The sequence below is a fragment of the Streptomyces sp. NPDC048650 genome (genome assembly GCF_043199095.1).
In the GTDB taxonomy this organism is placed as follows: Bacteria; Actinomycetota; Actinomycetes; order Streptomycetales; family Streptomycetaceae; genus Streptomyces.
Map to the genome: position 1 here is coordinate 130060 of NZ_JBICVM010000005.1, position 22206 is coordinate 152265.

Sequence of the window (22206 nt, forward strand, 5' to 3'; positions counted from 1 at the left end):
CGTTCGCACGTCCGCCGCCTCCCGTATTCCCTAGTTTTCCCACTGGATTGGTAGGGAATAAGGATGCTTCCGGACTCCCGCCGGGGCAAGGGGCGTTCAAGGGGTGGACACTCAGGGACCGGATTCCGGACGGCCGCCGGTAAGGCCGCGTCGGCCGACGCGGCTCGGCGAACCCTTAGGGGTTCGTCCAGGAGGCCGGGTCCTCCGTCAGCGCGGACACCCGGGTGGGCAGCTCGGCGGCGGCGACATCGGCCAGTGACACCCCGTCGAGGATCTCGCGGACATTGGCGCGCAGGGCAACCCACAGCGGCAGCAAGGACTCCGCCGGCCCGCTGTAGGACAACTCCGGCGGCCGCACGCCGCGAACCGACACCAGCGGTCCGTCCACGACGCGGATGACGTCCGCGATGCTGATGGCCTCCGCGGGCTTGGCCAGTCGGTAGCCGCCGTTGCCGCCGCGCTGGCTCAGGACGAGCCCGCCGCGGCGCATGTCGTTGAGGATGCCTTCGAGGAACTTGTGCGGAATGTCCTGAGCATCGGCAATGGCCTCCGCCTTGAGCGGGCCCGCGTCCTGGGCATCAGCGAGCTGCAGCGCGGCCCGCACCGCATAGTCCGCCCTGGCTGAAATCCGCATGTGCGCATTATCCCGCAGGGGAGCGGGGACGGGGCCTCCGGGCCCGCACGGGGTGGGCCGACCGGCTCTCCCAGGGCAACCCCCTCCCTGGCGAGAGCCGTCGGAGAGGCGTTCGGCGAGGTCCGCCGGCGCCCCCGGCACCCCGCACGCCGGGTCACACCGACGCACCACCCTTGACGCCGCCCACCGCCGCCTCGACACTCAGGGACGGGAACCCTAGTGAACGGGTGGGAAATCATGGGGCGTACGCCGCTGGACACCTACCGCGCCGTCTGCGCGGCCCAGCTGCTTCCCCTTCTCACCTCGCGCCGCCACATCGATCTGCTGCGCGTCTGCAGCGCGGCCAGTCCCCTCGGCTGAGACGGCGGCGGCTCCGGCCTCGCCCCGCTGTCCGCCCGTACGCGGCCCCGTCCCGTACGCTGCCCCGTCCCGTGTGCTCCCGCCGTGCGCCGTGCCGCACGGGGCGAGAGTCGGCATCCGCTCCGCCCACGGCCCGCCGAGGCCACTCGCCATGCCTGCTGCCGGGACTGCCGGGACTGCCGCACCGAGGCTTCCCCGTCCGTCCGTACGCCGCCTCATGCGTCCGCCCGTACACCCGCTCCGTACACCCACCGAACGCTGCCCCGTACATCCGTGCACCGGCCCGAGCCCAGGGAGTCCGCATGACCGCTACGCCTGCCACACCCCCCGCCGCCCCGTGGGCGCCCCGGACCGCCGAGCCGTCGCTCCGGGGCCGCATCGGCGGCGATGCGCGCAGCGGCCACTACGCGGTCGCGCACCGCTACCGACTGCACCTCTCGCTGTCCTGTCCGGACTGTCTGAGAATCGCCGTCACCCACAGCCTGCTGAACCTTGGTGAAACCCTCCCGGTGACACTCCTGCCGACCGTGCCCGACGGGCCGCACGGCGAGCACTCCGCGCTGCGGCCGCTGTACGAGGCGAGCTCGCACCAGCACCCCGGGCCGGCGGCGGCGCCCGTGCTCAGCGACGGGTGGACGGGGCGGATCGTCAGCGCACACGCCCCCGACATCCTGCGCGACCTGGCGGATCGGTTCGGCGGCGAGGGCCCCGAGCTGTATCCGTGTCACGCCCGGCACGACATCGGCGTGGTCGAAGGGCTCTGCGAGGACATCAACGAGGCCGCGCAGCGCGCCGGCCGACTCGGCACCGACAGCCCGGAGTACGAGGTCGCGCTGGACACCCTGTTCGGCGCGCTGGAGTCGCTGGAGCGACGACTGGCCGGCCGGGACCACCTGCTGGAGGGCACGCACGACGAACCCACCTTCGCCGACGTCCGGTTGTGGACGACGCTGGTGCAGCTGGACACCGTGCACCGCTGCCACCTGGACGCCGCGGCCGTGCACCGCATCGCCGACCACCGGCGGCTGTGGTCGTACGCCCGACGCCTCGCGGCCCTCCCCGCCTTCGGCTCCCACCTCGACCTGGAGGGCATCGCGCGCCGGCATCACGCCCGCTGCCGGGGGCACGAGGCGGCGGGCGCCGCGGTGCAGATCGTGGACTGGGCGGCGGCGCGGCGGCCCGGCCCCGTCACCCTCTGGCCTCGCTGACTCCGGAGGACGGCAGCTACGGCCCGCGCCCGCAACGCAGGAAGGGCGGCGCGGAGCGGCCCGGTCCGGCACCGCGGCTCACCGCCGTCCCAGCGGTGGGCGGCGGTGCCGGACCGGGCCGCTGTGCTCATGGGCCGCGCACTTCCGATCGCCCGACCGTCGGCGGCGGTTACGCGGAGTGTGCGGCAGGCGGTCGCTGTCACCCGCCGCACCGGCGACTGCGTGGATGCTCGGCGTCCGTGCAGGTCAGGGGCCGCGGTAAAGGCCGACTGTCGCAGACAAGGCCGCGTCGCCCGCCTTCGCCGCCCCGTCACGCTGCGGCGGCCTTCCGTCCCGCAGCGTCACCCGCTGCCCTCTCGGGATGCGCAGGCGGCGAGCCGGATCACTCTTGAGGTATGGGAGAGCACATCCGAATGCCCTGTTTTTCCCCATCGGTGCTCGCCCGAAGGTGCGCCGTGCCGGGCCGTTCGGCGCTGGGGCGTCGGCATGCGATGCCGTCGAGTTGAGGCGTTCGGACGTGGCACGGAACGGCCGCTCAGCCGTTGCCCGGACGGTAGGCCGCACGCCGATGAAGAGGTGATGCACGTATGAATGACGGCACCAAGGTCCTGCTCGCCGCTGCCCTGGCCGGCGGCTATGTTCTGGGCCGCACGAAGAAAGGGCGCTTCGCGCTGAGTGCGGCGACCTACCTCGCCGGACGCGAATTCGGCCTCCAGCCACGTCAGCTCGTGGCGGAGGGCATCCGCAGGCTTGCCGAGGTACCTCAGGTCACCGAGCTGGTCGACCAGCTGCGCGGGGAAGCGATGGACGTCGGCCGACAGGCTCTCGCTGCCGCCGCCAAGCGTCAGTTGGGGACGCTCGCCGACACACTCCACGACCGCACCCTCAAGCTCGGGGCCCTGGGGGAGGAGTCGGACGAGGAGGGCGAGGAAGGCGAGGAGCCGGAAGAGGAGTACGAGGAGGAGGACGAAGAGGAGGAGGAAGAGGAGCCGGAAGAGGAAGAGGAGGAGGAAGAAGAACCGGAGGAAGAGGAGCCCGAAGAGGGCGACATGGAGGAGGAGCCGGAGGAGGAAGAGCCGGAGGAGGAAGACGAAGAAGAGGAAGACGAAGAAGAGGAAGACGAGGAAGAAGAGGAAGCCGAGGAGGAGCCGAAGGCGCGCCCCCGGCGCCGTACTTCGCGGGCGTCCGCCAAGGCGCCACCTCCGGCGAGACGGGCCGGAAGGAAGCCGGCAGCGAAGAAGTCCGCCGCCACGGAGGAGAAGGCAGCGGGCGGAGGAAAGGCTGCGAAGAAGTCGGCTCCCGCCAAGAAGGCTCCGGCCAAGAGGACCGCCGCCACGAAGTCGGCCCCCGCCGGGAAGGCCGCCGCGAAGAAGACCGCGGGGAAGAGGGCGGCTCCGGCCAAGAAGGCAGCTGCGAAGAAGTCGGCTCCCGCCAAGAAGACCGCGGGGAAGAAGTCGGCTCCCACCAAGAAGACCGCTGCCAAGAAGACCGCTGCCAAGAAGTCGGCCCCGGCGAAGAAGTCGGCTCCGGCCAAGAAGGCTCCGGCCAAGAAGGCCACCGGCGGCAAGGCCCCGGCCAAGAAGACGGCCGCACAGAACAAAGCGGCGCCGTCGAGAAAGAAGGCAGCTTCGTCGAAGCGGACTGCCAAGAAGACATCATCGCGCGCCGCGCGCCGGAGGTAGCCGGTCATGGCCAAGACGGAACGAGAGAACGGCGACGCAGGCGAATCGGGCATGGACCGACTGCGTGGCGAACTCGGGAACTACGTGAACGCCTGGGTGGGGAACCTGGCCGAGAAGGCCGGCGACAAGCTGGGGGACGTGACGGGCCAGCTCACCGATGTCGCCGAGAACGGCGGATCGCTGGGCAAAATCGGAGCGAATCTCCTCCAGGGTGATTCCCCGGTCAAGGCCGCGATCACCGGTACGGCCTCCCAGGTCAAGGACAAGGTCGTCGGGAAGGCCAAGGAAGTCTTCGGTGGTGGCGGAAAGAAGAGCAAGGCGGGCGACACCAAGGTCACCAACATCATCGAAGTCCTCGACGTCGGTGTGCCGCTGCGTACCGCCTACGACTACTGGACGCAGTACGAGAAGTTCAGCGGCTTCACCAAGGGCGTGCGGAATGTGTCGCAGAGCGACGAGATGACCAGCGACTGGAAGGCCAAGGTCGGTCCGTCAACAAGGAGCTGGAAGGCGACCGTTCAGGAGCAGGTGCCCGACGAGCGCATCGTCTGGACGTCTGAGGGAGCCAAGGGGACGACCCGGGGCGCCGTCAGCTTCCACGAACTGGCACCCAATCTCACGCGCATCGTCCTGGTCGTCGAGTACTACGCGTCGGGTTTCTTCGAGAAGACCGGGAATCTATGGCGCGCCCAAGGCCGGCGTCTGCGGCTGGATTTCAAGCATTTCCAGCGCTACGTATCCCTCACCGACGAAGAGCCGGAGGGCTGGCGCGGGGAGATTCGCGACGGCGAGGTCGTACGGACACATGAGGAGGCCGTCGAGGACGAGGAAGCCGAGGACGAAGAGACCGAAGGCGAAGAGGGAGAGGACGAAGAGGACTACGACGAGGAGGAGGAAGGAGAAGGCGAGGAGGAGGACGACGAGGAATACGAGGACGGCGAGGCCGAGGGGCGTGACGGGGAGGACGGCGACGAAGAGGAGTACGACGAGGAGGAAGAGGAGTACGACGAAGACGAGGAATGAGTTCCTGACGGGACCCGTGCCGGCGCACCCCCGTCCCGACCCGAGTCGACCCTGCCCGGCACGCCCCGTCCTGACGTGACGAGCGCCTGGCGTCACGTCAGGAAGTGCGGCCGGACGGCACCACTGCCACCGGGCATCCCGACGTGTGCAGCGCCTCCCCGCTGACGGAGCCCAGCATCAGCCGCCGCAGGCCGCTGCGTCCGTGTGAGCCGACGACGAGCAAAGAGGCGTGCCGTGAGGCGTCCCGCAGGAGGGTGCCGGGACGGATGCGCTCGACGCGGGAGTGGACATGCACCCGAGGGAAGCGGGTGCGGCGTTCGGCGGTCTCGGCCTCCAGGATGAGGAGGGCCGACTCGTCGAGTGCCTGGTGGTCGGGTGCCACCAGTCCCGGGCCGGCGGGCAGCTCGCCGGGGTGGAAGGTCGCATGCAGGATCTCCAGGTGGGCGCCGCGCAGTTCGGCCTCGGTGAAGGCCAGGTCGAGGGCCTCCTCGGAGACGTCGGAGATGTCCACACCGGCCACGACACGGTTTTCAGGGTCCGCGGGCGTTTCTCCCGGGCGGATGACGAGGACCGGGCAGTCGGCATGGGCGGCGACCTCCCAGCTGACGGAGCCGAGGGGCAGGCGGGGGGAGCCGCCGGTTCCGCGGTGACCGAGCACGAGGGCGGCCGACCGTGACGAGCGGCGGAGGAGCTCTTCGGCTGCTCGGCCGGGTGCGGTCTCGGCGGTCACCGGCAGGTCGGGGAACTCCGACCGCACCAGCGCCACGAGCCCATCGAGGACGGATCCGCCCGTGGACGGACCGGATGTGTCCCCGTCGTCGGGCAACGTCCCCTCCGCTTCCGGACGGTCGGCGACATGAAGCAGGTGCAGCGGGCTGTGGTGGCGCCCGGCGTGCAGCGCCGCGTGCCGGACGAGTTCCCCTTGGTCGGGCCCCTCGCCGATCCCCACCAGGACGGGCCGGCCTGTTGTGGCGGTGTCGTTCATCGGGCTGCTCCTGACTCGTATCGGGTACGCCGGCGGGCCGGTTGGCCCGCCGGCTCTTCCTGGTACCCGGGGGATCGGGGGTTCAAGGCGGTGCAGATCGGCCGTTCGGCGACGCGGAGGAGGGGCGGAAGAGGGGCGGAAGAGGATGGATCTGGGTATGACGGGACGGGTGGGGGCGTCTGCGGAGCCATGTCCCGGTGCCTGGCGCGAGCTCCCGTGGGCGGGGGTGCCCGCGGAAGCCGGCAGATGGAAGCGGGGACACGCGGTGTGTTCGGCCGCTGACCCGGTGTGGGGCGTCGACCGCGCCGGTGAACGGGCGTGACCGGCATGGGCGCTGGACGCCGTGGCCGATCTTCGTCGACCGCCTTCCCTGGACGATGGCACCCCCCCCCGTGGACGGTGACCTCCGAACGCACGCGATTCCCTGCGAGCGGGACGTTTACTTGAATGTGACATTTTCGCGAACGGCGACGCAAGGCGCTGTGTGCGCGACTCGCGGCACGAGGCCCAGGGGGCGTGCCCGCGGGCGGACCATGACGGTTCGCCGCAGTGCCGGTCGGTCGGCGTGCGTGGGTGGTCAGGGGGTGGTCGCGGCTTGGCGAGGCGAGCAACCTGCCCGGGTTGCATGGATCTGCTGCCGTATATCATGTAATAGCGCACCTTGAGGGTGGCGCAGACCGCGTGTCGTCTCCGATTTCGGAGAGAGAGCATGGCCGCAGACGAAGAGGACGACACGGAGCAGGTGCGGCGTCCGTCCACCAAGAAGACAGCCAAAAGGACAGCCAAGAGGACAGCCGGGAAGACGGTCGGGAAGACCGCCGGGAAGGCCGTCAGGGCGCCCGACAGCGACCGGGACGCCGGCCCCACGAGTGAGGGCGGGGCGAAGCACACCGCCCGCCGCGTCGGGGCTCCGCGGGCCATGCGATACGCGTCCGAGCAGCTCCAGGAGCTGCTCGGACGGGCGCCCGAGTCCGTCTCCGCGGTCAAGCCGACCGCCGACGGCTGGCAGGCCGACGTGGAAGTCATGGAGCTGGAACGGGTCCCCCAGACCACCAGCGTGATGGCGACCTATCGCGTGACGCTGGACGCGGAGGGTGAACTGATGGCGTATGAGCGCACCCGCCGCTACACGCGAGGACAGATCGACCGGGGTGCCTGACGGGCCCGCAACGACAGAGAGTCGCCGATCGACGAGCGACCGATACGGCTTGCTCCGCCCAGGCAGGGTGAGCCGGCGAAGGGAGGCACCGTGACCGTGGTGCCGCAAGGCGGCGGAACCGTCTCCAGAGGTGGCGGAGGCGGCTCCGGAAATCTCTACGACATCCTCGATCTGATTCTGGACCGTGGCCTGGTCATCGACGTCTTCGTGCGGGTGTCGCTGGTGGGCATCGAGCTGCTCAAGATCGACGCCCGCATCGTTGTGGCGAGCGTCGACACCTACCTGCGCTTCGCCGAGGCGTGCAACCGCCTCGATCTGGAGTCGGGCGAGAAGGCCCCCGCCCAGCTGACGGACATCGTCGGCGAGGCCACCGAGAGTGGCGCCAAGGGCAAGTCCAAAGGAGCGTTGGAAGGGGCCAAGGAAGTGGTGTCCGACGCCCTCACCGGAGGGGGCAAGGACGACGAGGAGCACGAGGAACGGCACAAGGAGCCCGCGGAGAAGCGGGAACGGCCGGCCCGCAGGCCGGCCCGGCGCCGGAAGGAATGAGCTATGGCCGTGTACGTCTACTCCGTTGTCGCGTCCAGCCATCCGCAGCAACTGGACGACCTCGGCGGGGTCGGGGACCCGCCGACCGCCCTGCGCACGGTGCAGAGCCGAGAACTGTACGCAGTCGTCAGTGACGCTCCGGAGGGCCTGCGTCCCAAACGGCGGGACCTCGCCGCGCACCAGGCCGTCCAGGAGCGCCTGATGGCCGACGGCACCGTCCTGCCGCTGCAGTTCGGCTTCACCACCGAGGACGACGCCGCAGTGCGCGAGGTCCTGGACGAGCGGGCTGAGGAGTTCACCGAACGGCTGCAGGCACTCGAAGGGTGCGCCGAGTATCACCTCAAGGCGGCCCAGAACGAGGACACACTGCTGCGCCAGATCCTCCGCGAGTCGGACGAGGCACGCGAGCTCAACGACCGCATCAGGAACGGCGACGAAAGTCCGCAACTGCCGCTCGCCCTCGGTGAACTGCTCGCACAGGAGGTGCAGCTGCGCAACGACCGGCTGGCCGCGGGCGTCGTCGACGTCCTGCGTGAGTTCGCGCGGGAGGAGCGCTCGTCGAAGCCGGGTGGGGACGATTTCGTGAACGTGTCCTTCCTGGTCGACCGGGACCAGGAGGCGAAGTTCCTCGCCGCCGAGCGGGACATCGCCGCGGAACTGGGCGAGGCTTGCGACCTTCGCCTGCGTGGTCCCCTGCCCGCCTACAGCTTCGTCTGAGGAGCACCTCATGGGCCTACTGACACAGATCACCACCTTCCCGCTGGCACCGGTGCGCGGCATCACCTGGGTCGTGGGGCGCGTCCTGGAAGCCGCGGAGAACGAGTACTACGACCCCGAGCCCGTCGAGCGGGAGCTGGCCGAGCTGGAGCGGGCGCTGCTGGCGGGGGAGATCGACGAGGAGACGTTCGACCGGCGAGAGGACGAACTGCTCGACCGGCTGGACGAGATCCGCGCCCACCTCCAGGGCATCGACAACGACAACCCCGGCGCATGAGCGTGCGAGCAGGGCACGGCGGCCCGCCCGGCACTGCCGCCGGCCCGCCGCGGCACCAGGGAGCAGAGGCGGAACGGCCGTGAACGAACCCGTCGCCAGGAAGCTGGGCGACTACCAGTCCAGGTCCACCACCCCGTACGGGCAGGGTTCCTCGGCCAACCTCGCCGACATCCTGGAGCGCGTCCTGGACAAAGGCATCGTCATCGCCGGTGACATCCAGATCAACCTCCTGGACATCGAACTGCTCACCATCAAGCTGCGCTTGCTGATCGCGTCGGTGGACAAGGCGAAGGAGATGGGCATCGACTGGTGGGAGCACGATCCCGCACTGTCCTCCCGTGCCCGCGAGGACCCTTCGCTGGCCGAGGAGAACGAACGGCTCCGGGCCGAGATCGAGTCGCTGCGCGAGGGCGGGGGCGAACTGCCGCCGGCCGAGGAGGACGCGGACGGCCGCCGGGCCGCCCCCGGCCGCACGGCGCGCGGCAAACGCTCCGAGCCGGCCCCGCGCAGCAAACGCTCCGCTTCGGCCCCCCGCAGCAAGAGGCGGGAAGAGTGATGACCGAGTCCATCACCTATGTGTACGGCGCGGTCCGGGACGCCGACGGACTGTTGGCGGAGGAGCTGTCCGGGCTCCGCGGGGTGGCCGGTACGCCGGTGCATCTGGTGCGCGCGGAACACGGCGGGGAGGTGGTGGCGGCCGTGAGCCCGGTGCCGGCGCAGGACTTCCAGGAGGCAGCGCTGAAGGCTCACCTGGAGGACCTGGACTGGCTGGAGTCGGTGGCCCGTGCCCATCACGGGGTGATCGAGGCGCTGGCCGCCCGCACCACGGTGCTGCCCCTGCGGCTCGCGACGGTCTACCTGGACGACGACCGGGTACGGAGCATGCTCGATGCCCGCCGGGAGGCGTTCGCGGAGCGTCTGGCCGAACTGGCCGCGCACGAAGAGTGGGGCGTCAAGATCTACGTGGAGAAGCCGGCGGAGCCGGGGGGCGGACCGGTGGCGGCCCCGGAACCGGATCTCAGCCCCGGCCGCTCCTACCTCAGCCGACGCAGAACGCAACGGCATGCGCGCGAGGACGCATACCGGGACGCCGAACGGGCCGCCGCCCGTGTCGAGGAGGCGGCGCGCGCCCACGCCGTCGACCGGGTCCGCCACCGGCCGCAGCAGGGCGAACTCGCCCGCGGCCCCGGAGAGAACATCGTCAACGACGCCTACCTCGTGCCGCTCGGGCATGCGGAGCGCTTCCGCACCGACGTCACCCGGGCCGCCGAAGGGCTCGCCGGGGTACGCGTGGACGTCACCGGCCCCTGGGCCCCGTACTCCTTCGCCGGGCCCTCCGAGGCCGGGCCCTCCGAGGCCGGGCCGTCGAAGCGAGCCACGTCATGAGCGCGGGGGAGAGATCACCGGTGCCGGAGCGCACTCTGCCGGAGGGGCCGCTGCCGGAGGGCCCGCTGCCGGACCGGCAGATAGCGCTGATCGACCTCCTGGACCGCCTGCTCACCGGCGGCGTGGTCCTCACCGGGGACGTCGTGCTGTCCATCGCCGACATCGACCTCGTGCGCATCTCCCTGCGCGCCCTCATCGTCTCCGTCACCGAACAGAACCTCTCGCCCTGGCAGGACCGGGCCACCACGCCGACGGGACGGTCCTGACGGTGGCCCCCGAGGACGGCCCCCCGGCCGACCGGTTCCAGGACGTCGCCGACGCCGCCACCCGCGCCGTCCGGCGGCTGCCCGCGGACCCCCGCAGCGCGCCGCCCCGGGATGCCGCCGCGCCGCGTACCGCGGCACAGCGGATCAACACCGACCCGGACACCGTGGAGCGGGATCTCATCAAGCTCGTCCTCACCGTCGTCGAGCTGCTGCGCCAGCTCATGGAACGCCAGGCGCTCCACCGGGTCGACGCCGGAGACCTCACCGAGGAACAGGAGGAACGCCTGGGCACCACGCTCATGATTCTCCACCGCCGGATGATCGAACTCTGCGCCCGTTACGACCTTTCCCTGGACGACCTCAATCTGGATCTGGGCCCGCTGGGGACCCTGCTGCCGCCGCCCGACTGAGGATTTCCCGCCTGCGGTGCCCGAGGTGCAACAATTCAATTGACGAACGCGTGACCCGGGACCTGCGCCCGGGCATCCGATGGGGAGAATCCCACCGGCTCGACCGAGCCCCGAAGGAGCACGACATGGGCATCGGAAGAAAGACCAAGAACTTCGGAGAAATCGCCGGGGGAAAGACCAAGGAATCCACCGGAAAGGCCGTCGGCAACGAAAGCATGGAGATGAAGGGCAAAGCCGAAAAGGTCATGGGCATGCTGAAGCATGCCGCAGAGAAGGCCAAGGACACCTTCAAGCACTGATCCCCGGAAACGCCGGCGCCCGGGTCCCCCCGCCCGGGCGCCGACACGGCCCCCCGGGACCGGCACGGCACCCTCCGGGCCCGGCACCTGAACGGACCGCTCCGCCGCGTTCCCCCGAACTCCGTTGTCGAACGGGATGCTTGAGGCGGCGGAGCCAGCCGCACACCCACCGGGGGACCCATGGCCGGCAATGACGATCCGACGCGTTTCCGGGCCGCGTACGACGCCGTCCTCGACCGCTGGCCGGGACCCGTCGACCGGCTGGACCTCACCTCGGCATACGGCACGACCAGGGTGACCGCATACGGTCCCGAGGGCGGGGAACCGCTGGTGCTGCTGCACGGCGGCGGCGGCGCCACCTCGACGGTGTGGTTCGCCAACGCGGCCGGGCCGGGCCGCACGCGGCGGATCTACGCCGTCGACCGGATCGGCGAGGCGGGCCGCAGCGTCCGCGGCGACCGGCCGCTCCGGTCCACCGACGACCTGCACGCCTGGTTGGACGGCGTCCTCGACGACCTGGGCCTGGACCGCCCTGATCTGTGCGGGCACTCGTACGGCGGCTGGATCGCCCTCACCCATGCTCTGCGCGCACCGCGGCGGGTCCGCAAGCTCGTCCTCCTCGATCCCACGCAGTGCTTCGCCGGGCTCCGGCCGGGCTACCTCCTGCGCGCCCTCCCGCTGCTCGTGCGGCCCACGGCGGAGCGCGCCCGTGCCTTCCTCGCCTGGGAGACCCGCGGCACCGAAATCGATCCCACCTGGAGGGAACTGTACGGACGTGCCGCCGATTCCCGCACGCCAGGGTCGTCGTGGCGAAACGCCCGCGCCCTGAAGAGCTGCGGGCGTCCACCGTGCCGATGCTGGTGCTGCTCGCGGGGGACAGCCCGGGCGCACGACAGCCGGCGCGTCCAGGCCGCGGTGAGCCGCCACCTGCCACGCGCCGATACCGCTGTCCTTGCGGGCCTCTCACACCACGCCATGCCCTTTGTCCGAGCCGCCGAACTCGACCACCGCATTCTGGAGTTCCTGGTGAATTCGTGACAACCGGCGGCGGACCTTGCGGGGGATCATCCGGCTAGTAGTAATGCTTTCGCCCGAAGACCGCATGCCCCATGGAGCCGAGCACCCAGAAGATCACGCCGAGAACGGCGAGCACGATGCCGATCGTCCACAAGATGGCAATGCCCGTCAGGAACCCGATGACAAGAAGAATGATCCCGAGAACTATCACGGTACGCTCCGATCTCGGAAATGCGTTTCTCCTCTCACTCTGATCCCCTTCCAGGGAGACGGCAACCGCTGGCGGGGGCGGGCGCAACGGCATGTGCCGGGTGAAACTGCCCCCTTCGCCGCACCCGCCGACCGTGCACGGAGAGCGCCGCCCCTACTCCGCTGCATCCGCCGTATCCGGCCGGCCGCCGGGGCGGTCCGCGGCCGCCGGTTCCGCGGTCGGGTCGCTCGTCGGTCCGCCGTGGGTGTCCAGATACCAGCGGCCCCACGCATCCAGCTGCCCCGCGATGGCGTCGAGGCTGCGGCCGGTCTCGGTCAGCGCGTACTCGACCCGGGGCGGCACCTCGCGGTAGACGGTGCGCTCGACCAGCCCGTCGGCCTCCAGCTCGCGCAGCTGGCGGGTCAGCATCCGCTGAGTGATGCGTGGCAGACCGCGCTTCAGCTCACTGAACCGGTGGGTCCCGACCAGGAGGTGCTTGAGGATCGCCAGCTTCCAACGGCCACCGAGAACCTCCATGGCGGCCTCGATCGCACAGTAGTCAGGCATGGCACCGACGTTGCTCCGCATGCGAGACAACCCCCATTGGTATACGGATTGGCACTATGGCACATGAATGACCGTACTTGTCCCGACGGTATTCAGGGCATGAGAGTTCTTCCATGAACCACAGTGCAACGCCGTGCCGTGAACTGCCGTGCCGTGAACTGCCGTGCCGTGAACTGCCGCACCGTGACGCCTCGTTACGGGTGCTCCCACCCTCGACCGAAAGGACCGCGAAGCAGCGCTGGCTGGTCCTGGCCGTGGTCTCCAGCAGCCTTCTGCTGTGCGGGATCGACCTGACGGTGCTCCACGCGGTGGTCCCCGACATGAGCCGCGAGCTGCACCCCAGCGGCACCCAGCTGCTGTGGATCGTGGACGTCTACTCGCTCAGCCTCGCCTCGCTCCTGGTGACCTGCGGAACGCTGGGCGACCGGATCGGGCGCAAGAAGATGGTCCTCGGCGGCTTCGCGCTGTTCGGAGCGGCCTCCGCCGCCGCCGGCTTCTCCTCGTCCACCCCGCAGCTGATCGCGTCGCGCGTGGTGTTGGGTATCGGCGCCGCGATGATCATGGCCTCCACCGTGGCGATCATCCGCGTCGTGTTCACCGACGACCGCGAGCGGGCCGTCGCGATCGGTGTCTGGACGGCCGCGCACAGCGTGGGCGCGACCCTCGGCCCGCTGGTGGGCGGGCTGGTCGCCGAGCGGTGGGGCTGGGGGGCCGCCTTCCTCATCAACGTACCCATCGCCCTGGCCATCCTTGTGGTCGGCACCCGCGTCATCCCCGAATCGCGCAACCCCCGCCCCCGGCAGTGGGACCTCGCCGGTGTGGCGCTGTCCGTCACGGGCCTGGCCGGCGTGGTCTTCGCGCTCAAACAGGGCGCCGAGCACGCCGGCGTCAGCACGGCGATCGTCCTCACCGCGGTGGGTGGCGCGGCCCTGCTCCACCTCTTCGTCCGTCGCCAACGCCGGCTCGCCGAACCACTGCTGGACTTCTCGCTCTTCGCCGACCGCCGATTCTCCACCGCCACCGTGTGCGTCATCGGCTGCTTCGGCAGCTATGTCGCGCTGCTGTTCTTCCTCACCCAGTGGCTGCAACAGGTGGGCGGCTTCTCACCGGTCCGTGCGGGTCTGGCCCTGATGCCGCTCGCCGCGGCCAACGCCGTCGGCGCCACGACCGCGCCCTGGGTCTCGGCCCGGTGGGGCAACCGGTGGGCGCTGACCGGTGCGCTGGGCATCTTCGCGACGGCCATGGCGCTCCTGGCGCTGGTGGGCGACACCGGGGCGTTGGCCGTGCTCGTCGCCCCCCTCGTGACCGCCGGGTACGGAGCGGGGATCGTGATGACCCTGGGCGCGGACTCCATCATGGCCGCGGCCGACCCGGACCGCTCGGGCGAGGCCGCCGCCATTCAGGAGACCTCCTTCGAACTCGGCGCCGGACTCGGCGTCGCGGTCCTCGGCGCTGTGCTGATCGCCGGCTACCGGCTCGCCCTGCCCGCCACCCCCGGCCTGGGCGCGGCGGACCGCAACGCCGTTGAGGAGTCGTTCTCCTCCGCCGAGACGGTCGCCGGCAGACTGGACACCCCGGCCGCCGCCCAGGTATGCGACGCGGCCAGAACCGCCTACGACCGTGGCTTCACCGCCGTCGCCGTCTGCGCCGCGGTGGTCCTGGTCGGCACGGCGATCCTGGCGGCCACGCTGCTGCGGCCGCGTTCCACCGACAGCCAGGACCGCTGACGGCCCGGCGCCGCTCACCGTTCCTCGCTCGCACCGCGACGGCCGGTGCGCACCGCGTGCGTCGACTGCGGTCGGCGTGATTCAGGCCCCGGAGTTCTCAGCCCGTGCGACCTGCTTGCGGTAGAGGGCGATGGCCTGCTCCGGCGGATAGTTGGGGACGGTGGAGATCTTCCCGCTGTCCTTCGCCACCACGAAGCTGCTGCCGCCGGGCGGCGCGGGCACCGGCCGGCCGTTCCGGTCGACGGGCTTGGCGAATGTCGCGTACACCAGATATCCCAGGTCGAATTCCTGGACGTGCAGGGGGGCGGGAGTGCCGTCGAAGGAGCGGGGCTCGCCGAATTGCCGGCGAACCGACTCCAGCGCCTCGTCGGGGCTCGAGGGCACAGCCACCGAATCCGCCGGAGAGTTGTGGTCCGAAGTCATGGAAACTCCTTCGTCTTACGTCATTGCCTGTGCAACCGCACAGAAACGGTGAATCACGCGCCGTCTGTGGCGTTGACCGTACTCCACCGGCGGGCCCGGCGTGCCTGCGATCCGCTCGGCTAGGGTCGTTCTTATGAATGAGGACATCGCCGCGCTGGTCCGACTACTCGCCGCCGGAGACGACGACAGGGAGACGAGGGACCGGCTGGTCGCCCTCGGGGCCCCCGTCGTGCCGCATCTGCTGCCGCTGATCCGAGACCCGGAAGGGCCGAGTGCCCCCTCCGCGGAATCGTGCCTGGAACGCCTCGGTACCGCGGCGATCGAGCAGCTGAGAGCGGTGCGCGACGGAGGCCCGGGCGAGTTGCGGGCAGCCGCCCTGCGCATGCTGGCGGAGCTCGGTGGCGGCGATGCCCTGAGCGCCGCGGAACGGGCGGCCGTCGAACGGCTGGTACGGATCAAGCTGCCGGACGAGCAGCCCGGTGACCTGCCGGACGATCTCTGGGTCGCGGTGCCCCGGGCGGAAGCGGCCGATATCGTCCGGGCATTGGAACTGCACGACGCGCGCCCCGTGACGACTGCGCTGGGAATCTCCGCAGCCGTCCGCCACGAGAATTCGGTGAACGAGACCGCCGAGGACGGGACCGAGGCGACGACATACCGCGTTTTCATCACCCCCGAATGTGAAGGCTGGCGGCTCGTCTACGGCACCGACTACCTCAACGACAACTGGTCGGAAGTCATCACCAAGCTCAGCACGCAGTGCGGCGAAGCGCATTTCTACGCGGTCGACGACTACAACGGCGCGCAGGTGTGGTGGGTCTCCGAGAACGGGCAGGACAAGCGCGCGTACCGCACGTACGGCGACCCCGAATGGATCGGCGAACCGCTGGAGTTCGAGCGGAGCCTGATGCAGGACGAGGACGACGACATGTACGACCCGGAGGACGCCGAGGAATACGCCGAGGGCGTTCGCGACCCGCATGAGGCCGCTTCCTATCTCTCCGTCCAGCCGACGACGGTCGAGGTACTCGACACCGTGGGCCACGGCTGGCTCGCCGTGACCGGCCCGGACGCCGACCACGGTCGGTTCCGGGGTGCGCTCGCGATCTGAGCCGGGACGGGGCCGGAGCGCGGTGCCGCCGCGACAGGGCGGCGGCACCGCTCCGGCCGACCGGTCACATCAGGCTCGGCTGGATCTTCCGCCAGGTCGACTCCAAGTGGTCGAAATGCCGGTCCATTTCCCGGGCGATGGCCCTCTTCTCGGGCGTGGTCGCGTCGTCCTTGAGTTTCTTGTAGTCGCGCTCGATGGCCTTCTTGAGCTCTTCACGGGCCTTGTCGTCGGTGAGGTTCCCGGCCGCCGCGACCTGCTTCGCCTTCCAATCGGCCGTCCTGCCCTGGCGGTCGTTGATCGACTCCACGAGGTCCCGTTTCACGTCGGCCGCCGACATCTTGTCGACGTTCTTCTTCTCCACCTGCTTCTGGCTGTCGAGCTGCTTCTTCGCCTTGTCGTCGGCCGGGTCGGTGCGATACGTCGTGCTGTAGTAGACCTTCGTGTCGTCGAGTGTCTTGCCTCGCAGCACCGTTGAGCACTTCGCGTGCCCTCGCCCGTTTCCGCAGGGCTCACGTTCCGTGTAGACCGCCTTGGGCGTGTACTTGGTGTCGCCCTGGTTGACACGGTTCAGCCAATCGGCCAGGTGCTTTTCCGAATGCCGGCCCGAAACGAACTTCTCGCCCACCGGGACCGAGGAATCGGTGACGTAGTGCGTCTCCCGCGCGGGCGGCGGGCCCTCGACCTCCAGCACCGCGTAATTGCGTTCGGTGAGGTCCGGTGCGTTGTCCTTCAGGCTGTCCGGATGGCTGTCCGGGTTCTCCAGGTCCTGGAGGAACTTGTCGCTGCTCTGGCGGTGCCCGCGGACACCCAGCGATTCGACCGAGTCCTTGGCAACGCTGTCCTTGGTCTCCGGCTTGGGGTCGCCCTCGTCCTTGTTGCGGTACGGCTTGTCGATGTTCTCCGGATTCTTGCCCACGCCGTGCTGTTCGTGGAACCCGACGCTGAGCCGGGCCAGGGATGTCACGACGGCCAGTTGCTCGCCGTGGTCCATGTCCTTGAATCCGGGAAGTCGGTTCTCCAGGTCCTTCTTGGTGAAGGCACGTGGCCCATTGCCCGCGTCGGGAGAGGAGGGCAGCGCATGGCCGGTGGAGGCCCGCAGCGTGTTCGCCAGACTCCCGTCGTCAGCCCAACGGTCCAGGTGGTCGCGGACGTTGTCGAGCGGGATGCGGTGCACGGGCCGGTCCCGGCGGAGCTGTGCCTGGAGCTTGTCCGGTGAGAGTCCGTACTCCTTGGATCCGTCGCCTTCCGCGTCGAGAGTGGTCTTCCCCTCCTTCTCCTGGGCGGTCGTGTCGCTGTCGCCACGGTCGTGCGGGTCGGAGTACGGCTCCTTGTCGACGTCCATCGCACTGTCGTCGTGCTCCGGCGGCGAATCGCTGATCTTCATCGCGGCGAACTGGTGGTGATCCGGGTCGGTCCGCTTCTTCTTGTCCGTGGTGCTGGACTCGGCGTTGGCGTTGTCCGGGTCGGCCGGCGGCCCGCCGGCCTTCCGCTTACCGCCGGGAGCCTCCGGAATCGGCGACTTGGGACGCGCCCCGGGTGGCGTGTGCTGCGGCCGGCTGTCGGGGGTGGGAAGCGTGGCATCGGGCCGCCCCGAGGTCGGACGGCCCGCACCGTCGGGATCACCCTCGCGCCGCGGGGCGTCACCGGGAGTCCGGGACCTGTCACCCGGGTCGGCCTGGCCCTGGTTGCCGTCCGGCCGTGGCGGCCCGCCCACCGGCCCGTTGGCGGGCGTGTCGGAGGCCAGCGAGGTGGACTCGTCGTGGTCCGGGCGCGGAGGGGCGTCGGATCCCTCCGGTCGGGAGGCGTCCGGCGAGTCCGGCGTACCGGACGCGGTCGTCGCGGTATCGGACGGGTCGCCATCGGGCTTGCCGTGGTCGCCGGTCGCCTCGCTCGGACCGTCGTCCGGCGACTCCTTGCCCGGGTCGCTCGCGTTCGCGGTGGTGTCGCTGTCGCCAGGTGACGGGTCGGACGGTGTCGGGTCGGACGGTGACTGGTCCTGAGGTGAGTGGTCCTGAGGTGAGTGGTCCGAGGGTGATTGATCGGACGGAGCCTGGGGGGATGGTGACTGGTCGGAAGGCGCGCTGTCCGTCGGCGTGTGGTCCGCCTGCTTGCCGTCCCCCTGCGGGGTGTCCGCCTGCGGGGTGTCGGGTGAATCCGGTGTCTGCTGCGTTTCCGGTGAGTGCTGTGTCGGGTCGGAGGGCGATCCGGAAGCCGGGTCGGAGTGCGGCGCGTCGTGGGCTTGGGAACCGTGGTCCTGCGCGGCGTCCGAAGGTGCGGAAGAGGACGACTCGGCTTCCGGGTCGCCGGAGTGGTTCGATGCCGTGGAGGAGCCGTCGTCCGTCGTGGACGAGTCGTTGTCCGACGCGTGGGAGCCGTCGTCGGCCGTGGACGAGTCGTTGTCCGACGCGTGGGAGTCGTTGTCCGCCGTGTCGGAGTCGTCATTCGACGTGTGGGAGTCGGAGTCCGCATCCGGAGCGGGGTACAGCGGATTCCGGTCGGCATCCATCGGAATGTAGAAGACATCGGTGGCGCCGTCGGTGTTGATGGGCTGATCGCTCACCTCCCCGCTCTGGGTGTCCACCCACACGACCTTGCCGTTGTGGTTGACGGCGTTGAACGCGTGGCCACCGCCCCCGGCCCAGTTGACCTGCACGATCGCCGAGGAGCCCGGACCGGCGTTCAGCAGGTCCTGGGCGATGGCGGCGTGGCCGTCGGGGCTGGTGCCGGCGTACGAGTGCGGCGCACCCGTCCAGTCGATGATGTTCTCGTTGGCGTTCGTCTCCGGCGACCAGCGGTCCGGGCTCCCGTCCGGATTGAGGTCCGGCGTCCGAGGCGCGGAGACCTGTGGGTTTCCGTACCAGGTCTCGAGGAACGAACGGCTGCAGTCCGCGCAGTTGTTGGAGCGGCCGGGCACGTCCGTACCGCCGTCGTTCTGGATCTGGCTCCAGTCCCCGGACGGGTCGGGGAAGCGCTGCGGAGTGCCGTCGTCGTTCCGTGGGACGGCGTTCTCCAGTGCCTGCTGGTCCGCGGTGTCGGGCGGCAGCAGGCCACCGGGAGCCTCCTGGATGCCGGCCCGGACCTCGTCGAGGCTGGGCCGGTCGTCGTGCGCGTCGGGCTCGGTGTCGGACTGCGCGTCGGGGTCGGACTCCGCGTCGGGGTCGGACTGCGCGTCGGTGTCCGTGTCGGCATCCGTGTCCGACGAGCCGTCGTCGCCGGGCTGGTCGGACGTGTCGGACGTCGCGTCGTCGTCCTTGGAGTCGTCGGACTGGCTGTCGTCGGACTGGTCGTCGTGCTGGTTGTCGTCCTGCTGGGTGGAGTCGGCGCTCTCGGAGTCGGGGTCGGAGTCGGAGTCGTGCGATTCCGGCTGCTGCTCCGGGCCCGGGTTGTCGGGAGCCTGGTTCTGGGGGTCGTTCTGATCCTTGTCCGGAGCGGAATCCTCGTCCGGTGCCGGTTCGTTGACGGAGTCCGGCTCGCCGTCGGGCTTCTGCGCGGAGTCCGGCGTGTTCTGGTCATCGGGGCCGGCGTCGGGCTGGTCGGCCGGGTGACCGGCCTCCGGCGTATCCGTGCCGTGATCAGGAGCGGGCGGTGTGCCGTCGTTCGGCGGCGCCGTCTGCACCGGGGGGCTCTGCTCGGGGGTGTCCTGATCCGGCGTGTCCTGGTCCGGAGTGCTCTGGTCCGGAGTGCTCTGGTCCGGAGTGTTCTGCTTCGGCGTGTGCTGGTCGGGGCCGTCGTGCTCCGGCCCGTTGCTGGGCGGCGTCTGAGGCTGATGCGGGGGCGAGTCGTCGCCGCGCGGTTGCTCGGCCCGAGGCTGCGTGGGGCGCGGCGGTTCCGCGCGCGGCGGCGTGGGCCTCGGACGCGACGCCTGGTCGGGCGCGCCGGACCGCTGACGCGGGGACGCGCCGCGCGACTCCCCGGAGGGGACGGTCCGGGGATCTCCGGCGGGGTTGGCGTGGGGCGTTGTGCCGCTGCCGGTCGGTGCCGAACGCGGGGGCGCGGCGGCGGGCGCAGCACCGGCGGGGGCACTCGGGGTGGGCATGGGGCCGCCGCCCATCGCCATGCCGGGCTGCGGGGACTGTGCGCCGGATGCCGTGGAAGGGGCGGACGAACCGGACGAGTCGCCGTGGCCCGGGGCCTGCTGCGGGACGGCCGTAGGGGGCGGCGGTGCCAGGGTCGCGCTCTCCGTGTGCACGGTGGTGGAGGCTTCGTCGTCCGGCCGCCCGGGAGCGTGCTGCTGCGGCGACCCGTACGAGGTCGGAGCGGAGTGTCCGGCGGAAGGAGCGCCCTGGGGCATGGCGCCCTGGGGCATGGCGCCGCGGCCGCCTCCGGTGGCGCCGTTGTCGTGGTCGTTCGGCGGCGTCGAGTGGTCGGGGCCCGGTCCGGCGGCCGGGGCATTGTCCGGCGCGGGCGACGGCGAGGGAACGCTCGCGTGGGACTGGTTCCCCGAGTCCGGGGAGGGCGAGGACGAGGGAGAGGGGTCGGGAGACGGCGAGGACGAGGGAGAGGGGTCCGGAGACGAGGGTGAGGGGTCCGGAGACGAGGACGAGGGGTCCGGAGACGAGGACGAGGGCGAGGGATCCGACGACCGGCTGGTGTCGGGGCCAGGGTCACTGGTCGTGGTGTGGTGCTCCGACGTGGTGACAGCGGGGCCGTCCGCGTGGGCGGGGGTGGGCGAGGCATCGCTGTCCGGTCGCCCCCCGGCGTCCGGCGCGGGCGAGCCGTGGTCCGGCGCCGAGTTGGGCGAGCTGTCCGGCCCGCCGGCTTCGGGGGCGGGGGAGCGGTCCGGGGTCGGCGAGGCGTCCGGGGTGCTGCCCGAGTCGGGAGAGGGGCTCGAATCCGGGGACGCGGTGGGGGTGGACGAGGAAGGCGAGGGGCCGGTCGACGAGTCGGGGGACGAGTCGGCCGATGGGGCGCCGTCACCGTGCGTTTCGCGGTAGCCCGCGTCGAACGGCGTCAGCCCGCTCGGGGCAGACGAGGAGTGGGAGGGAGTGGACGAGCTGCCGCCGTCCGGAGACTGTCCGGGCCCGGCCACCGAACTCGTATCGCCCGGTGTCGAATTCGTCGATGCCGAGTTCGTCGATGTCGAGGGGGCGCCGTCGGAGGTGCTACCGCCGGAAGGGCCGCTGTGCGAGGGGCCACCGCCGGTCGAGCCGCGGTCGCCCGTGCCGCCCGTGGACGACGAGCCACCCGATGGAGAGCCGGACGTACCCGACGACGAGGAGTCGTTCGACGACGAAGAATCGCCCGACGACGAGGAATTGCTCGACGAGGAGTCGTTCGACGTCGACTCGGTGCTGGGATTCCCCCTGTCCGAATTGCCGCTGGTTTCGTTCCCACCACCGGAATCCGATCCGGATTCATGTCCGGAGCTCTCGCCGTTGTTGTGGCCGGCGGCCGACTCCAGCCCGTTCCGCGCGTGGTGCCCGGCCTTGGCGCCCGCACCGTCCCGCAGCGCCTCGGTGAACGTCTGCCCGGAGTTCTTGAGCGCGTTGACGCCCTCTTCGGCGCCCTTCTTCACCGTGCGGTTGACGTCGAAGCCGTTCTGGGCGTCGAAGTTCATGTTCACGGACTGCGCGATGACGTCCGAGATCATGGCCTGGAGCGCCGAGACCGCGGGCTCCTTCGCCGTCTCCAGTGCCGCGTCGAGAAGCTGCTTCGCGGCTTCCTTGATGAGTTTGCGGACGATCAGCCGGGTCGCTCCCGTTGCGGCCGCGGCTCCGATCTCGGACAGTCCGAAGGTGAAGGGCGCCGCCGCTTGGGCCGCGATGATTTCCGCCGCGAGGATCGCCAACTGGGCGATCACCGCGACTTTCATACCGATGACGAGCCCGGCCGCGGCGTCCAGGGCGATGGCGATGGCGTCCGCGGCGTTGCGGGCGTCGTCCAGATAACCGGACCCGCCGGCGAACTTGTCCCAGGTGGTCTGGAAACCATCGATGGAGTCACCGGTGTTGGCCGACAGGACGTTGCCGGCCGACTTGACGCCCTGATGTTGGAGACCCTCCACGCCGGCCGAGAAATCCCGCCACTTCTGGGCGGAATCCATCAACTTGTCCTCGTCGGCCGTGGGCCAGTTGAACCCCAGCATTTCAAGGACCCACTCAAGTGCGTCCGGCAGCATCAGCGACACGGCTGCGTTCCCCCAGCTGGCTTTGGTTCGTGGATGACGGAATCGAGGACACCGGGACCCCTGGAATCAGTGGCCGAGGGGCGTGGTCGGTG

Annotated in this window: 22 protein-coding genes; 16 read left to right on the top strand and 6 right to left on the bottom strand. The window is 70.5% G+C overall.

Going from position 1 to position 22206, the window contains the following annotated elements; all coding sequences use genetic code 11:
* Window positions 1-175: 175 nt before the first annotated feature.
* Window positions 176-634 (bottom strand): RrF2 family transcriptional regulator, encoded by a 459-nt coding sequence (locus ACGFML_RS15750; protein ID WP_393543975.1) that lies wholly within the window; start codon window positions 632-634, stop codon window positions 176-178.
* Window positions 635-871: 237 nt separating this feature from the next.
* Here ACGFML_RS15750 and ACGFML_RS15755 point away from each other — a divergent pair, with 237 nt between their 5' ends.
* The 4 genes from ACGFML_RS15755 (at window position 872) to ACGFML_RS15770 (ending at window position 4907) form a co-directional block, all read left to right on the top strand.
* Window positions 872-994: a putative leader peptide gene (locus tag ACGFML_RS15755; protein ID WP_393543977.1), complete on the top strand. Its 123-nt coding sequence runs from the start codon at window positions 872-874 to the stop codon at window positions 992-994.
* Window positions 995-1296: 302 nt separating this feature from the next.
* Window positions 1297-2202 carry a glutathione S-transferase C-terminal domain-containing protein gene (locus ACGFML_RS15760; RefSeq protein WP_393543979.1) on the top strand — a complete coding sequence of 302 codons (906 nt, stop codon included), beginning with the start codon at window positions 1297-1299 and terminating at the stop codon, window positions 2200-2202.
* A gap of 587 nt (window positions 2203-2789) precedes the next feature.
* Window positions 2790-3884 (top strand): histone protein, encoded by a 1095-nt coding sequence (locus ACGFML_RS15765; RefSeq protein WP_393543981.1) that lies wholly within the window; start codon window positions 2790-2792, stop codon window positions 3882-3884.
* A 6-nt stretch (window positions 3885-3890) separates the two neighbouring features.
* Complete coding sequence (locus tag ACGFML_RS15770) at window positions 3891-4907, top strand: SRPBCC family protein (RefSeq protein ID WP_393543983.1); 1017 nt, start codon at window positions 3891-3893, stop codon at window positions 4905-4907.
* Window positions 4908-5004: 97 nt separating this feature from the next.
* Here ACGFML_RS15770 and ACGFML_RS15775 read toward each other — a convergent pair whose 3' ends face one another.
* Complete coding sequence (locus ACGFML_RS15775) at window positions 5005-5892, bottom strand: universal stress protein (RefSeq protein WP_393543985.1); 888 nt, start codon at window positions 5890-5892, stop codon at window positions 5005-5007.
* Between the two features lie 709 nt (window positions 5893-6601).
* Between ACGFML_RS15775 and ACGFML_RS15780 the strand changes: the two genes are divergently transcribed.
* From ACGFML_RS15780 to ACGFML_RS15825, 10 genes are all read left to right on the top strand, one after another.
* Window positions 6602-7051: a gas vesicle protein gene (locus tag ACGFML_RS15780; RefSeq protein WP_393543987.1), complete on the top strand. Its 450-nt coding sequence runs from the start codon at window positions 6602-6604 to the stop codon at window positions 7049-7051.
* A 90-nt stretch (window positions 7052-7141) separates the two neighbouring features.
* Window positions 7142-7597 carry a gas vesicle structural protein GvpA gene (locus ACGFML_RS15785; protein WP_393543989.1) on the top strand — a complete coding sequence of 152 codons (456 nt, stop codon included), beginning with the start codon at window positions 7142-7144 and terminating at the stop codon, window positions 7595-7597.
* 3 nt (window positions 7598-7600) lie between these two features.
* Window positions 7601-8314, top strand: coding sequence for a GvpL/GvpF family gas vesicle protein (locus ACGFML_RS15790; RefSeq protein WP_393543991.1), 714 nt, complete (start codon window positions 7601-7603; stop codon window positions 8312-8314).
* A gap of 10 nt (window positions 8315-8324) precedes the next feature.
* Window positions 8325-8591 carry a gas vesicle protein GvpG gene (locus ACGFML_RS15795; protein ID WP_393543993.1) on the top strand — a complete coding sequence of 89 codons (267 nt, stop codon included), beginning with the start codon at window positions 8325-8327 and terminating at the stop codon, window positions 8589-8591.
* A 79-nt stretch (window positions 8592-8670) separates the two neighbouring features.
* Complete coding sequence (locus ACGFML_RS15800) at window positions 8671-9147, top strand: gas vesicle protein (protein ID WP_393543995.1); 477 nt, start codon at window positions 8671-8673, stop codon at window positions 9145-9147.
* Window positions 9147-9977, top strand: coding sequence for a GvpL/GvpF family gas vesicle protein (locus tag ACGFML_RS15805; protein ID WP_393543997.1), 831 nt, complete (start codon window positions 9147-9149; stop codon window positions 9975-9977). Before ACGFML_RS15800 ends, ACGFML_RS15805 begins: the two co-directional genes overlap by 1 nt.
* Window positions 9974-10243, top strand: a complete 270-nt coding sequence (locus ACGFML_RS15810) for a gas vesicle protein (RefSeq protein ID WP_393543998.1) — start codon at window positions 9974-9976, stop codon at window positions 10241-10243. The genes ACGFML_RS15805 and ACGFML_RS15810 overlap by 4 nt, the downstream gene beginning before the upstream one ends.
* Before the next feature lie 2 nt (window positions 10244-10245).
* Window positions 10246-10653: a gas vesicle protein K gene (locus ACGFML_RS15815; RefSeq protein WP_393544000.1), complete on the top strand. Its 408-nt coding sequence runs from the start codon at window positions 10246-10248 to the stop codon at window positions 10651-10653.
* Window positions 10654-10778: 125 nt separating this feature from the next.
* Entirely contained in the window at window positions 10779-10952 is a 174-nt protein-coding gene (locus ACGFML_RS15820; RefSeq protein WP_393544002.1) for a CsbD family protein, read from the top strand.
* 180 nt (window positions 10953-11132) lie between these two features.
* Window positions 11133-11990, top strand: coding sequence for an alpha/beta fold hydrolase (locus tag ACGFML_RS15825; RefSeq protein ID WP_393544004.1), 858 nt, complete (start codon window positions 11133-11135; stop codon window positions 11988-11990).
* Between the two features lie 34 nt (window positions 11991-12024).
* Here the strand turns inward: ACGFML_RS15825 and ACGFML_RS15830 are convergent, their stop codons facing one another.
* Window positions 12025-12180, bottom strand: a complete 156-nt coding sequence (locus tag ACGFML_RS15830) for a DUF6131 family protein (RefSeq protein WP_393544005.1) — start codon at window positions 12178-12180, stop codon at window positions 12025-12027.
* A gap of 153 nt (window positions 12181-12333) precedes the next feature.
* Window positions 12334-12726: a winged helix-turn-helix transcriptional regulator gene (locus ACGFML_RS15835; protein WP_393544007.1), complete on the bottom strand. Its 393-nt coding sequence runs from the start codon at window positions 12724-12726 to the stop codon at window positions 12334-12336.
* A 113-nt stretch (window positions 12727-12839) separates the two neighbouring features.
* Here ACGFML_RS15835 and ACGFML_RS15840 point away from each other — a divergent pair, with 113 nt between their 5' ends.
* Window positions 12840-14453 carry an MFS transporter gene (locus ACGFML_RS15840; RefSeq protein WP_393544009.1) on the top strand — a complete coding sequence of 538 codons (1614 nt, stop codon included), beginning with the start codon at window positions 12840-12842 and terminating at the stop codon, window positions 14451-14453.
* 81 nt (window positions 14454-14534) lie between these two features.
* Here ACGFML_RS15840 and ACGFML_RS15845 read toward each other — a convergent pair whose 3' ends face one another.
* Entirely contained in the window at window positions 14535-14876 is a 342-nt protein-coding gene (locus ACGFML_RS15845; RefSeq protein WP_393544011.1) for a hypothetical protein, read from the bottom strand.
* A 133-nt stretch (window positions 14877-15009) separates the two neighbouring features.
* Between ACGFML_RS15845 and ACGFML_RS15850 the strand changes: the two genes are divergently transcribed.
* The gene (locus ACGFML_RS15850; RefSeq protein ID WP_393544013.1) at window positions 15010-15987 is read left to right on the top strand and encodes a hypothetical protein; all 978 of its coding nucleotides are present in this window, start codon (window positions 15010-15012) and stop codon (window positions 15985-15987) included.
* A 64-nt stretch (window positions 15988-16051) separates the two neighbouring features.
* Here the strand turns inward: ACGFML_RS15850 and ACGFML_RS15855 are convergent, their stop codons facing one another.
* Complete coding sequence (locus ACGFML_RS15855) at window positions 16052-22105, bottom strand: toxin glutamine deamidase domain-containing protein (RefSeq protein WP_393544675.1); 6054 nt, start codon at window positions 22103-22105, stop codon at window positions 16052-16054.
* Window positions 22106-22206 lie beyond the last annotated feature (101 nt).

Excerpts from the sequence above, each read along its gene's own strand:
- ACGFML_RS15750 (WP_393543975.1), bottom strand. The coding sequence starts at position 634 with ATGCGGATTTCAGCCAGGGCGGACTATGCGGTGCGGGCCGCGCTGCAG.
- ACGFML_RS15755 (WP_393543977.1), top strand. The coding sequence starts at position 872 with ATGGGGCGTACGCCGCTGGACACCTACCGCGCCGTCTGCGCGGCCCAG.
- ACGFML_RS15760 (WP_393543979.1), top strand. The coding sequence starts at position 1,297 with ATGACCGCTACGCCTGCCACACCCCCCGCCGCCCCGTGGGCGCCCCGG.
- ACGFML_RS15765 (WP_393543981.1), top strand. The coding sequence starts at position 2,790 with ATGAATGACGGCACCAAGGTCCTGCTCGCCGCTGCCCTGGCCGGCGGC.
- ACGFML_RS15770 (WP_393543983.1), top strand. The coding sequence starts at position 3,891 with ATGGCCAAGACGGAACGAGAGAACGGCGACGCAGGCGAATCGGGCATG.
- ACGFML_RS15775 (WP_393543985.1), bottom strand. The coding sequence starts at position 5,892 with ATGAACGACACCGCCACAACAGGCCGGCCCGTCCTGGTGGGGATCGGC.
- ACGFML_RS15780 (WP_393543987.1), top strand. The coding sequence starts at position 6,602 with ATGGCCGCAGACGAAGAGGACGACACGGAGCAGGTGCGGCGTCCGTCC.
- ACGFML_RS15790 (WP_393543991.1), top strand. The coding sequence starts at position 7,601 with ATGGCCGTGTACGTCTACTCCGTTGTCGCGTCCAGCCATCCGCAGCAA.
- ACGFML_RS15795 (WP_393543993.1), top strand. The coding sequence starts at position 8,325 with ATGGGCCTACTGACACAGATCACCACCTTCCCGCTGGCACCGGTGCGC.
- ACGFML_RS15805 (WP_393543997.1), top strand. The coding sequence starts at position 9,147 with ATGACCGAGTCCATCACCTATGTGTACGGCGCGGTCCGGGACGCCGAC.
- ACGFML_RS15810 (WP_393543998.1), top strand. The coding sequence starts at position 9,974 with ATGAGCGCGGGGGAGAGATCACCGGTGCCGGAGCGCACTCTGCCGGAG.
- ACGFML_RS15820 (WP_393544002.1), top strand. The coding sequence starts at position 10,779 with ATGGGCATCGGAAGAAAGACCAAGAACTTCGGAGAAATCGCCGGGGGA.
- ACGFML_RS15825 (WP_393544004.1), top strand. The coding sequence starts at position 11,133 with ATGGCCGGCAATGACGATCCGACGCGTTTCCGGGCCGCGTACGACGCC.
- ACGFML_RS15835 (WP_393544007.1), bottom strand. The coding sequence starts at position 12,726 with ATGCCTGACTACTGTGCGATCGAGGCCGCCATGGAGGTTCTCGGTGGC.
- ACGFML_RS15840 (WP_393544009.1), top strand. The coding sequence starts at position 12,840 with ATGAACCACAGTGCAACGCCGTGCCGTGAACTGCCGTGCCGTGAACTG.
- ACGFML_RS15845 (WP_393544011.1), bottom strand. The coding sequence starts at position 14,876 with ATGACTTCGGACCACAACTCTCCGGCGGATTCGGTGGCTGTGCCCTCG.
- ACGFML_RS15850 (WP_393544013.1), top strand. The coding sequence starts at position 15,010 with ATGAATGAGGACATCGCCGCGCTGGTCCGACTACTCGCCGCCGGAGAC.
- ACGFML_RS15855 (WP_393544675.1), bottom strand. The coding sequence starts at position 22,105 with ATGCTGCCGGACGCACTTGAGTGGGTCCTTGAAATGCTGGGGTTCAAC.